The 12,561-nt window shown below is 49.2% G+C and carries 9 protein-coding genes; 8 read left to right on the forward strand and 1 reads right to left on the reverse strand.

Annotation, left to right across the window (positions count from 1 at the left end):
- The 8 genes from C5O22_RS02705 to C5O22_RS02740 all read left to right on the forward strand — a co-directional run bounded on the left by C5O22_RS02705 (position 1) and on the right by C5O22_RS02740 (position 10,923).
- Positions 1 to 1,014, forward strand: coding sequence for a LacI family DNA-binding transcriptional regulator (locus C5O22_RS02705; protein ID WP_132779659.1), 1,014 nt, complete (start codon positions 1 to 3; stop codon positions 1,012 to 1,014).
- 121 nt (positions 1,015 to 1,135) lie between these two features.
- The gene (locus C5O22_RS02710) at positions 1,136 to 2,410 is read left to right on the forward strand and encodes an ABC transporter substrate-binding protein (RefSeq protein ID WP_132779660.1); all 1,275 of its coding nucleotides are present in this window, start codon (positions 1,136 to 1,138) and stop codon (positions 2,408 to 2,410) included.
- 74 nt (positions 2,411 to 2,484) lie between these two features.
- Positions 2,485 to 3,453 carry a carbohydrate ABC transporter permease gene (locus tag C5O22_RS02715; RefSeq protein WP_132779661.1) on the forward strand — a complete coding sequence of 323 codons (969 nt, stop codon included), beginning with the start codon at positions 2,485 to 2,487 and terminating at the stop codon, positions 3,451 to 3,453.
- A complete protein-coding gene (locus tag C5O22_RS02720) occupies positions 3,450 to 4,295 on the forward strand; it encodes a carbohydrate ABC transporter permease (protein WP_132779662.1) in 846 nt (281 codons plus the stop codon). Before C5O22_RS02715 ends, C5O22_RS02720 begins: the two co-directional genes overlap by 4 nt.
- A gap of 14 nt (positions 4,296 to 4,309) precedes the next feature.
- Entirely contained in the window at positions 4,310 to 5,311 is a 1,002-nt protein-coding gene (locus tag C5O22_RS02725) for a glycoside hydrolase family 5 protein (RefSeq protein WP_132779663.1), read from the forward strand.
- Positions 5,312 to 5,651: 340 nt separating this feature from the next.
- A complete protein-coding gene (locus tag C5O22_RS02730) occupies positions 5,652 to 8,639 on the forward strand; it encodes a chromosome segregation SMC family protein (RefSeq protein ID WP_132779664.1) in 2,988 nt (995 codons plus the stop codon).
- A 13-nt stretch (positions 8,640 to 8,652) separates the two neighbouring features.
- Positions 8,653 to 10,323, forward strand: coding sequence for a tetratricopeptide repeat protein (locus tag C5O22_RS02735; RefSeq protein ID WP_165910376.1), 1,671 nt, complete (start codon positions 8,653 to 8,655; stop codon positions 10,321 to 10,323).
- 18 nt (positions 10,324 to 10,341) lie between these two features.
- On the forward strand, positions 10,342 to 10,923 hold the full coding sequence (locus tag C5O22_RS02740; protein ID WP_132779666.1) for a thermonuclease family protein: 582 nt from the start codon (positions 10,342 to 10,344) through the stop codon (positions 10,921 to 10,923).
- Here C5O22_RS02740 and C5O22_RS02745 read toward each other — a convergent pair.
- Positions 10,920 to 12,560 (reverse strand): ABC-F family ATP-binding cassette domain-containing protein, encoded by a 1,641-nt coding sequence (locus tag C5O22_RS02745; protein WP_132779667.1) that lies wholly within the window; start codon positions 12,558 to 12,560, stop codon positions 10,920 to 10,922. The genes C5O22_RS02740 and C5O22_RS02745 overlap by 4 nt on opposite strands.
- Between the last annotated feature and the right edge of the window lies 1 nt (position 12,561).

Consider the following 12,561-nt stretch of genomic DNA (forward strand, 5'->3'; position numbering starts at 1 on the left):
ATGGTCACTATTTATGACATTGCAAGACGTTTGGGGGTATCCCCCCCTACCGTCTCAAAGGCCTTAAACAACCAACCAGACATTAGTGAGGAAACTAAAAAGAGGGTTCGGCAACTGGCGGAAGAATTAGGATATACTCCCAATTCTTCTGCCCGGGGCCTTATTACTAAAAAGACCTGGCTTATCGGGATGATTTATGAGGAGGATCACCTGGGGGTGGGGGTGGAGCATCCTCTATTCTCGGGGATTATGAACGCTTTTAAAAATAAAATTGAACAAGAAGGATACGAACTCTTGTTTATTTCAAAAAATCTGGGAGATCAGCAGCTTTCGTATCTTGAACATTGTCGCTACCGCCGGGTAGATGGGGTGCTCGTTCTTAATGGAAATTCGGAGAATCTTGAAATCAAGCGGGTTATTCACAGTTCTATTCCCGTTGTTTCGGCAAATATTGTTTTCCCCAATGTCTGTACGGTGACTTCTGATAATGTTACTCCCTCCCGCGAGGTGGTGCGCTACCTCTATAATCTTGGGCATCGACGGATTGCCCATATTTCGGGGCCTCTGGATTACTATGCCTCCGCGGCGGTGGAACGTCTTGAAGGATATAAGCTTGGCTTAAAAGATGTGGGGCTTGATTATGATCCTGCCCTGGTTATCCATGCCACCCACTGGAATGTGACAGGGGGCTACCGGGCAATGGAGTCCTTTTTACACGCCCAGGTTCCCTTTACGGCGATTTATTGTGGGGGAGATGTTCTTGCGCTGGGGGTTATGAAATACTGCCAGGATCATGGGATCTCTATCCCCGAGGCTTTTTCCCTTGTAGGTTTTGATGATTATGAGTGGGCGTCCTATAGTCATCCGCCCCTTACGACTTTCCGGCAAAATCGAAAAGCCATTGGGGAAGCTGCGGCGGAGTCGCTTATCAAAAAGATCAATGGAGAAAATCTCCCCCATCGTATTCTGTTACCAGTGGAATTTATCGAACGCCAATCCTGTAAAAAAATTTAAGCCGTCAACCCCAAAAAATCACAGAAAAATGTTTGACAAATTTCAGAAACAGGTCTACCATAATCTCAATACGCAATCGATTGCGTATTGAGATTATGGTAGTATAGTGAAGGAGGATGACATGAAAAAGCTACTCTTAGCTTTGGTCGCGGTTTCGCTCCTCGTGCTCGGGTGTGCGAAAGGACAGGGGGCCGGCAAGGCGGAGCCCAAACAGCTCGTCGTATGGTCCTTTACGGACGAAGTAAAGAACATGATTGATAAATACTATGGTCCGGCACATCCCGATGTAAAGACCGAATATTCTCTTACCCCCACCGATCAGTTCCCCAACAAATTGGACCCCGTTCTTGCTTCTGGTCAGGGTGCTCCTGATGTATTTGCTCTGGAAGCGGCCTTTGTTCGCAAGTACATCGAGTCGGGACTCCTGCTTGATATTACCGATGTGGCAGAAGAAGTAAAATCCAAGATGTATGAATACCCCATTAAGGTAGGAACCTATAATGGTAAGGTCTACGGACTTTCCTGGCAGGTAACGCCCGGTGCTCTGTTCTATCGCCGAAGCCTTGCGAAAAAATATCTTGGTACCGATGATCCCGCCAAGGTTCAGGAATATTTTGCCAACCTTAACAAGTTCCTCGAAACTGCGGAGCTCTTAAAACAAAAATCCAAAGGTACCTGTGTGGTAGTTTCCTCCATCGGTGACCTCTTTAAACCCTTCCAGGGCGCCCGCAAACAGCCGTGGGTAGTAGATGGAAAACTCGTTATTGATCCCGCCATGTTGGCCTATATGGATATTGCGAAGACCCTCAAAGATAAGGGATATGAAGGTCGGGTTGGTCAGTGGTCAGAAGGATGGTTCGCCGGTATGAAGGGTGAGTTGAAGAATGAAAAGGGTCAGCTCATTGAGGTCTTCTCCTACTTCCTGCCTACCTGGGGACTCCACTATGTCTTAAAGACCAATGCTCCTGATACCAAGGGTGACTGGGCAATGATCCAGGGTCCCGCTTCGTACTTCTGGGGTGGTACCTGGCTTGCGGCTTATAAGGGTACCAAATCCCCCAACCTGGCAAAGGAATTTATTAAATACCTTGCAACGAGCGATGAATTCCTGACCAAGTGGGCAAAGGATACGGGGGACATGGTCTCCAATAAGAATGTGGTCAATGCGATTAAAGACACCTATTCTGAAGAGTTCCTGGGTGGGCAGAATCACTATGCGGCCTTTGCAAGCATGGTGGATCCCATTGATGGAAGCCTCATGCAGGGTACCGATCAGGCTATCGAATCGCTCTTTAATGAAGCTGTTACCGCCTACATAAATGGAGAAAAGACGAAAGAAAAGGCCCTCGAAGACTTTAAAGCCCAGGTTAAGAACACCTTAGGAATCGATAGCTAGTAAAGTTTATGGGATGCCCGATGTGCGTCGGGCATCCTTTTTTAGTATGTGTATCAACACGAGAGGGGGCGGGTGTGAGAAAACCAACCGGTATTGAGCGCCGATTAAACAAATATGGATATATTTTTGTTTTACCTTTTATATTGACCTATGCCACTTTTCAATTGTGGCCCACGGTTTATACTTTTTTAATTGGTTTTAGTGATTTAAAGGGTTTACGCTCCGATTTTACTTTAATTGGGTTAGCAAACTTCAAGAAACTGGTAGGTGATAAGTATTTCTGGGAATCAATTCAGAATACGTTTATCATGTGGACCTTTAACTTTATTCCACAGCTTGGTATTGCCCTTTTATTTGCCCTGTGGTTTACCGATGATAGTCTTCGTCTTAAGTATAAGGGGCTTTTTCGGACGATTTTTTATTTGCCAAACCTTTTAAGTGCCGCCTCGGTGGCAATGCTCTATCGAAGCCTTTTTGGATATCCGAACGGGCCCATTAATCTTTTTTTAACCCGGATGGGGTTTTGGGCAACCCGGGTGGCAGAAAATGGAGAAACAATAAAAGAAGCTTTTAATTTCTTTAGAAGCGTGCCTGTTTCTCGGGGTATAGTTTCCTATATCCAGTGGTGGTTGTGGACAGGGCATACCCTTATCATGTTAATGGCCGGTATTACCAGTATCAATCCTTCTATTTTTGAATCCGCCATGATTGACGGGGCGAATAAAACCCAGCGAGCCTGGTATATTACGTTGCCTCTTTTGCGGCCTATGATGCTCTATCTTTTGGTAACCTCGATGATCGGGGGAATGCAGCTTTTTGAAATTCCTTTCTTGCTAACCGATATGCGAGGTGCACCGGATTATAAGATCCGAACGATGATGGTGTATTTTTATAACATTACATTCCAGGGAGCCAATGATTATGCCTATGGAGCGGCTATCTCGATAGGTATATTTATCATAACCATTATTCTGGCACTGGCTATTTACTTTTTTATGCTGGAACGGGGAAAACAAGCCCATACTGTGGAGGGTGAAAAATGAAACCAAATTACCGTTTGCGAGGTGCCTTTACCAGAAATGCTATCTATCTTTTTATGTTTATTATTACCCTCTTGGTAATTATACCTATCTACCTAATGCTCATTAATGCGACGCGGAGCAATGCCCAGATTAATGAAGGCATTTCTTTTATCCCGGGGAATAATACGATAAATAACTGGAAAAATCTAACCAATCGCAATTTCCAGATTAGCCAGGGGTTTGGTAACAGCCTTTTCCTTGCGGTAACCACGAGTATATTAACTATTTATTTCTCTGCTCTCACCGCCTACGCCTTGCATGTGTATAATTTTAAAGGGAAGGCCTTTATCTGGGGACTCATACTCCTCGTGATGATGCTTCCTGCTTCTCTTCCTTTCATCGGCTTTTATCAATTTGTGGCTCGACTCAAACTGCTCAATAGTTACATTCCTCTTGTGTTGCCAGCTATTGCAGCCCCGGCGGTAGTGTTTTTTATTCGTCAGTATCTGGCATCGGTCCTTTCTTTTGAGCTTATTGATGCGGCCCGCATCGATGGGGCCGGGGAGTTTTATACCTTTAATATGGTCATTCTGCCGGTAATCAAGCCGGCCCTGGCAACCCAGGCAATTTTTAGCTTTATTGGGTCCTGGAACAATTTTATGACTCCCTTTGTCCTTCTTTCTAATCCTAAAAAATATACCCTGCCAATGCTGGTTCAAATGTTGCGAGGAGATATTTACCGTACTGAATATGGGTCTATTTACCTTGGGATTACGGTGTCCCTTGTACCGATTATCATTTTCTATGCTTTTATGTCCCAGTATATCATTGCGGGTATTACGATGGGGAGCTTGAAAGAATAAAAAAGGAACGGTTCATGGGCATGCTGCGTTGGTTGCGATGGGGAGTTGCTTGTGTTGCTTGTATAGCTTTCCTTGTGGGATGTGCTTCTACAGAGTCCAAGACACCGGTGGAGCGCCATGGGGCGCTCCGCGTAGAAGGCACTTTTCTCCTGAATGAACAGGGGAAGAAGATCCAACTGCGGGGAATTAGTTCTCATGGTCTCCAATGGTATGGGCGTTATGCCAATAAGGCTGTTTTGCAATGGTTGCGGGATGATTGGCATATCGATGTCTGGCGGGCGGCCCTCTACCTTACCGAAGGAGGCTACATTCAGAATCGCGCCCTGAAACAACGGGTAATCGATTCTATAGAGGCGGCCCGGGATCTGGGGCTATATGTGGTGGTCGATTGGCACGTCCTGCGGGAGGGAACGCCCCAGGCATATAAGAAGGATGCCCTAGAATTTTTTACTGAGATTGCTGCTACCTATGGGCATCTTCCTAATCTTATCTATGAAATATGTAACGAACCCAATGGGAAGGACGTCACTTGGAGCGGGGTGATAAAGCCCTATGCGGAAGAAGTAATCGCCCGAATCCGACAGTATGATCCGGATAACCTTATTATTGTAGGAACCCCTACCTGGAGTCAGGATGTGGATGTGGCTGCAGAGGATCCTATCACGGGCTGGTCCAACATCATGTATACCCTTCATTTTTATGCGGGAAGCCACGGAAAAGAGTTGCGGGATAAGGCAGAACGGGCTCTAGCTAAGGGATTACCCATTTTTGTTACCGAATGGGGCACTACTTTAGCAAGTGGTCATGAGGGGCCCTTTATCAAGGAAAGCGAAGAATGGCTTTCCTTTTTAAAGCGGCACTCTATTTCCTGGATTAATTGGTCTTTGAACAATAAAGGGGAAGATTCGGGACTTTTGGTGTACAACGCCGATCGGGAAGGGAAGGGTACCTGGAAAGAAGAAGACCTTTCTCCCTCGGGAAAATTCATACGAAAAATTTTGCGAAAGCGCCCATAGGCATGGGATCACCCGGTTTTGTTCACGGTGATGTGCGGCCTAGACATGAGTTCTTGAAAAAGCCCCCTCTATAAGGGAAGGGGCATGAGAGGCCCTCTTTCAAAAAGTCCTGAGGGATAGAAAGGGCTGTGCAAGCAACGGGCCCCTATTGCTTCAGGGATTAGTTTCTTGATAATTGCTTTCATACTTTGATCTTTGTTTTGACGGAGGGGGCTCTCTGTTTACAGAACATGCCCCCCTCTTTTTCTTGACCCCCATATGCCTGCCATGGTATGCTAAGAAGTATCGTCATGGAGGAGGGGACCTCCTATTCTTTTGTATCTCATAAACGGAGTTCGCCTTGTTTCTCAAAAGCCTGGAAATATTTGGTTTTAAATCCTTTGCAGATAGGACCCGCATCGAGTTTTCCGATGGAATCACGGCCCTGCTAGGCCCCAATGGTTGTGGTAAATCCAACGTGGTGGATGCCATCAAGTGGGTGCTGGGGGAACAAACCTCCAAGTCCCTGCGGGCCGAGAAAATGGAAGATGTCATTTTCAATGGGACAGAACATCGAAAACCCCTAAATGTGGCAGAGGTGACCATTACGCTGGCAAACGAGACAGGGGTGCTCCCCCTGGATGTGCCGGAAATCCAGATCAAACGACGGCTGTATCGGTCCGGTGAAAGCGAATACTACATCAATTCGGCGCCGGTAAAGCTCAAGGATATCCGGGAACTCTTCTGGGATACGGGGGTAGGCAAGGCGGCCTACTCGGTGATGGAACAGGGTAAGATCGATCAGATCCTTTCTTCAAAACCCGAGGAACGGCGGTATCTTTTTGAAGAGGCGGCGGGTATTACCCGCTACAAGGTCCGGGGAGCCGAGGCAGAACGGAAGCTCGAAAAGACCGAAGAAAACATGCGCCAGGTAGAAGGTATCTTGGGAGAAGTTAAGCGTTCCTACGATACCTTGAAAGTTCAAGCTGAAAAGACCTTACTGTACCGAAAACTTAAAGAAGAAATCTTTCAATATGAACTGGACATTCAACTGCTCCGGTTGCGACAGTTTATCAACGAGCGGGAAAGCAAAAAAGAGGCTGTGACAGAAACGACCCGTCAACGGGATGCACTTCAGGCAGAGTTGGATGCTATAAATCGGGCCCTGGAAGAAAACATGGATATGGTAAATTCCATGGAAGCCCAATTGGTACAGCATCAGAAAGAACTCTATGGTCTTGCGGTAGAAAAAAATGCAAAAGAAAAAGAAGCCCGGCTTCTTGCGGAGCAACGACAGCAAATTCTTGCAAAGATTACTCAGAACGAAGGACGGGAACGGGCTATTCAACTTAAAATAGAAGAGCTTTCTGATGATGCTCAGGAGCAGGATGGGGTTGTGCGGGACCTCCGAAAGCGCCTCGAAGAAATCGAAAAAAATATCACGACCTTTGAAGAAAATATTCAGCTTGCATCCCATCATATTGGAGAAAATGAAGAAGAGGTGCGCCGTTCGCAGGAAGCGATTCGATCCCATGAAGAAGAACGGCTCCGTCTGGAACAGGATCTCACGGCCTTAACCGATGATATTGTCCGGGCCCTGGATGAAGGACTCAAAGGGGCAGGCTATTCGGTGGCTGAACGGCGTCGCCTGGAAGAAGCTCTTGATGGAACCCTTAAAAAACTCAAAACCCATATAGAGGGGAAAAAACATATATTCCAGGATATGGTGCGCATGCTTACTGGCTATTCCCAGGGAACCCTGTCCTTATCTCCTCAGGATGGAGCGGCCATCGCCAAAACCCTGGAAGGGGCCTCTACAGATACAGAACAGGATGTAGCGGAGCTGGTCCAGCTTTTTGATGCTTACAAGAGGCTTACGCCAACCTTTATCGATGATTTTTTAGCCCCCGAAGGGATTATTACCCGAAAACGTCAACTGGATGAAAAAATAGGGGTCCTTAAGAGCCGGATTCAGGATCTTCAGAAAAAGATTGAAGACCTGCGGAAGGAAAATGATGGTCTGGGACTCAAAATCGAAGAATACCGAAAAACCCTGGAAGAACTCCGGCTAAGCCGGGTGCGCATGAGTACCCAGGCACAGGCGGCAGAGGAACAGGCCCGGCTCATCCGACGGGAACTGGCCGGTCAGGAGGGGCTTCTTAAGACAGTTCAGGATGAACTTTTCCTGGACCGAAAACGGCGGGATGAGATTCTTGAGCAACTGGAAGATGTGGAAGCGGATATCGCCGATATAGAGCGGCGGGGGCGCACCCTGGCAGAAGAACTGGATGCCCTGGAAAAAGATATCGCCCGGCGAAATGGAGATGTGGCGGGTAAGCAGGAACTGATAAAGAAAAAGGTTGCCGAGAAGGGGAAGATCCAGCAAAACCTGGAAAAGCAGCACCTCGAGCTTGCCCAGCTTGAAACGGAAATAAAGAATCTCCTGGATAACTTCCGGGAAACCCATTCCCGGGACCTTCTGGAATTTGAAGAGCGGATGTATACCATTACAGCTCCTCAGGCAGAACTGCGGGAGAAACTGGCCGGAGCGCGGAATGCTCTCAAAGAGCTTGGCCAGGTAAACCTGATGGCGCCAGAGGAATTCCAGGAAGTAAAAGAGCGCTACGATTTCTTAAGCAATCAGCTTGCGGATCTTGCCCGGGCCCGGGAGGACCTAGAACGGATTACCGCGGAAATCCGTTCTGAATCGTCGGAGCTCTTCCTTGCCACGTATAACCGCATCAAAAAGAACTTTCACAACATGTTCCGCCGTCTTTTTGGCGGTGGTCGGGCGGAACTCCGTCTTTCGGATCCCCACCATGTGCTTCAGTCGGGTATCGAAATATATGCTCAGCCGCCGGGGAAAAAACTCGAGAATATCAATCTCCTTTCGGGGGGTGAAAAATCCATGACGGCGGTGGCCCTGCTGTTTGCTACCTACATGGTCAAGCCTTCTCCCTTCTGTTTTCTGGACGAAATCGATGCGGCCCTGGATGAACAGAATGTGACCCGCTTTGTTCAGCTTTTAAAAGAGTTTGGCAGTACGAGTCAATTTATCGTAATTACCCATAATAAGAAAACCGTCACCGGAGCCAATACCCTTTTGGGGGTTACCATGGAAGAATCGGGGGTGACCAAGGTAATATCGGTGCGTCTGGAAAATGAAGAGGCCCGCCATCATCCCCGAGAAACCTTTGAGGAAACAGAATCCTTTGAAGAAGAAGATGTGGAAGAAGAGGTTGGTATGGAACTACCTCCGGGGATTGATGATCCTAGTAAAGTACGGGAAGAGGATCTTCGGCCCATTCGAGCTTCCAGGAATACCGTAGCGGAAAATGAGGGGCGGTGATACTATAGGAGTAATGAAAAGGTATTGGAACATATTCCCTCTTCTTATGGCGGGTGTTCTGGCCTGTAAGACGGTGCCCCCTGCCTCGCAAGAATCCCCTGGAGAAAAAGCGGAAGCCCCTTCCCCACAAGAGGTTTCTGTTTCTGCAGAGGCTAAGGCCCCTGGCCCAGAATCAGCCCTGGAAACACAGAAAACAGCTGGCCCGGACCTTTCTGAGGCCCCTCTTTTTTTAGGAGACCCCCCCATTCTGGTGGGGGAAGTGCCATCCCCGCCGGCATTCCCCGAACCTTCTGCCCCTCTGAAAATACCGGCAGAATCTCAGACTGCAGTAGTTACAGATAAAACCGCTTCTTCCCTGACCGGCGAAGAGCAAACAGGAAAATCCCTTTCTCAAGATTCTTCGGGGACATCCCCACGCCAGGAACGGCCCGCCGAAACAAAACCGCCGGCTTCTTCAACTTCATCAACGGAACAGAAGAAAACAACCACGCCGCCGGTGCTTAAACCCACCGAACCGGTGGTGGCTGAACAGAAAACTGAATCCCCTGCCTCGCCCCTTCAAAGTCTTCCTGAACCTGCGGTTCGGGGGGAAGGGGCACTCCCTGAAGCGCTTTCCTATTCCCGATCGGTGCGAGCCCTGGTAGGACAGCTTGTGGAAGTTCCTTTTCAGGGGGGTGGATGGATTTATTTGGGAGAAGTGGCGGGGCGGCGGGGGCTTGTCTACGATTCACGGCGAACCGATCCGGAGGGCCAGACCTTTATTTTTCGAGCCGAAAATGTGGGGCTCTATAGCCTGAAATTTTTTCGTCAGGATTTCTTGCAGGATTATGTGATAAATGATTATGTGCGGGTGGAGGTTATCCAGAACCCCGAAATAACTGAAACCGGCGGATTTCGCCTTGCCCCTGATCGGGGAAGGGTGGTAGCCGAACCACGCTGGCCCCCCCGCTCTGTAGCTGCTGCCCCGGCGGCGGCCCCGGAATCGTCGAAGGGAACTGGGGACCAATCGGCAAGCCCCATTTCTTCTTCCACAAAAGGAGAGCAGGGGGACAATACCTCTGCCTTCTCCCCGGTGCCACCAGCAAATACCGGAACTTCAGCGCCTGCTTCATCAGGAACTGCCGGTGGTTCGGCGAATGTTTCCCCCGGGGCCGCCGCCGGAACCTCTTCTGCTTCACAGGGGGCTGTCCCTGCGGCAACGGGAGGCTCTGGACCTGCGCCGGGTGGGGCCCCTTCAGGGACCACTACGACGGGTGCGGGGGCCCAGAATCTACGTACTTCGGGGGGTCAGGCTACATCGACTGCTCCAGGCCTCTCTGCAGTTTCTGGTGGGACTCCTTCGGGCCTTTCTGCGCTTTCTGGTGTTTCTCCCGCATCCTCGACGCTCCCTGAAAATACGAGCCTGGAGGCGTTGCTTCGCCAGGCTCGGGATGCCTACGAGAAAAACCAATATGCCGCAGCTCTGGATCTACTCAATCAGATGTATGATTCGTATCCCGCGGGAACGGACGAAGCCCTCTGGCTTATGGGCCAGATCTTTGAAACCCAGGGGCCTCAGCGGGACATAAAAAAAGCCTACGATGCCTATAAACGGCTCCTTGAGGAATTCCCCACCAGTAGCCGCTATGACGAGGCTCAACGGCGGGTACGTTACATTGAACGGTTTTACTTTAACATTCGCTAGAATGGGGTGTCCGATTCTATGAAAAAAACAGGTCCAGCCATTGGGGTTCTCCTCGTAGTACTTTCTATTTCCTATCTTTACGCTAAGAGCCCCTCATCCCAGCGGCAAGACCTGTATCGGGTGAATAAAGAGAACATAAGCTTTTCTTCCCAGGTGGTTTTAAGCCGCTGCCTGCCGGCCTTTGTGGAAGAAGTAGTTGATGGAGATACCATCAAGGTACGGCTTAGCGGTTCCATTCCCCGTTCCCTGAAGGCTCGAGAAACCATCCGGCTTCTGGGGATTGATGCGCCCGAAACAGAAAGCTCCCCCCGGCCGGTGGGTTTCTTTGGGGAAGAAGCAAAAAAATATGCTCGTCGCCTGTTATTACAGCAGCGGGTGTTTCTTGCCTTTGACTGGGATTTGCGGGATCGGTATGGCCGATTGCTGGCCTATGTGTACCTTCCTGACGGACGCTGTGTGAACAAACTGCTTATCGAAGAAGGATACGCCTATGCCTATACCCGCTATCCCTTTCAATTCTTAGAGGAATTTCGGCAGGCCCAAAATATTGCCCGATCTCAAAAACGGGGACTCTGGGCCAGCGCTTCCCCGAAAAATTAAATCTGAAGCCGCTCCCGGTGATGATAGGCGGCGGCCCGCAGTTCCTTTACCTGTTCGTCCTTAAGGTAGTCTTCAAAGTTCATCATCCGATCGATATAGGTTCCATCGGGGAGAAGCTCTATAATCCGGTTTGCAATGGAGGTGATGAACTCGTGATCGTGGGTGTTGAACAGGAGAACCCCCTGGAAATCCACGAGCCCTTCGTTGAGGGATGTGATGGCCTCAAGATCCAGATGATTGGTAGGCTCGTCAAGGATAAGAACGTTCGCCCCGGAAAGCATCATCCTGGCTAAGAGACAGCGGACCTTTTCTCCCCCAGAAAGTACCCGGACAGGTTTTAGTGCCTCATCCCCAGAAAAGAGCATCCTTCCCAAGAAACTACGGACATAGGTTTCGTCCTGGTCCGGGGAAAACTGTTTAAGCCAATCGGTGATGGAAAGGTCCGTGTCAAAATAGCGCCCATGTTCCCGGGGAAAGTAGGAAAAACTCACCGTTTGTCCCCAGGCGATGTCCCCCGATTGAGGGACAAGTTCCCCCGCCAGAATATCAAAAAGGGCCGTTTTTGCCTGATGCTGGAGCCCTACAAAGGCGATCTTATCTTCCCGGTGCACCGTCAGCGAAAAGTTTTTAAGAAGCACCGTTCCATCGGGAGCCGTATAGTTCAGTTTTTCTATCCGAAGTACATTGTTGCCGATTTCCCGGTTTGGTTTAAAGGCCACGTAGGGGAATTTTCGAGTAGTAACCGGAATTGAGTCCAATTCCAGCTTTTCAAGGACCTTTTTACGACTTGTGGCCTGACGGCTTTTCGAGGCATTGCTTGCAAAGCGTTGGATGAACTCTTTAAGTTCCCGGGCCTTTTCTTCGTTCTTTTTCTGCTGCTCCCGGGCTTGTCGCTGGAGAATCTGGCTCATCTTATACCAGAAATCGTAGTTCCCCGCATACATGGTAATCCGCCCATAATCAATATCGCAGATATGGGTACAGACTGTATTAAGAAAGTGACGATCGTGGGAAACCACAATCACAGTGTTGGGAAATTCGATCAGAAATTCTTCGAGCCACTCGATGGATTCAAGATCTAGACCGTTGGTGGGCTCATCCAGGAGAAGGATATCGGGATTCCCAAAGAGGGCCTGCGCCAGGAGGACCCGTACCTTTTGGGCTTCGTCAAGTTCGCTCATCATCTTGCCCTGGGCCTCTTCTTCAAGGCCCAGGCCGGAAAGAAGCTGACTTGCCTGGGCTTCCGCTTCCCAACCCCCCAGTTCTGCAAATTCCGCTTCCAGTTCCCCCGCCCTAAGGCCCTCTTCGTCGGTGAGGTGTTCTTTGGAATAGAGAGCTTCCCGTTCTTTAGCCACCGCATATAAGCGGGGATAGCCCATGAGAACCGTGTCCATCACCGAATAGGATTCAAAGGCAAAGTGGTCCTGCTGGAGCACGGCAATCCGCTCGCCCGGAGTTATGGATATTTCTCCCCTGTCGGCTTCGATTTCTCCCGAGAGAACCTTCAGAAAGGTAGATTTTCCCGCCCCATTGGCCCCAATGATGCCATAGCAGTTGCCGGGGGTAAATTTTAAATTTACTTCTTTAAAGAGGACCCGTTCCCCAAAGGCAACCCGTAAATCTGTTATGGTAATCACA

This window comes from Treponema sp. J25 (genome assembly GCF_004343725.1).
In the GTDB taxonomy this organism is placed as follows: domain Bacteria; phylum Spirochaetota; class Spirochaetia; order Treponematales; family Breznakiellaceae; genus J25.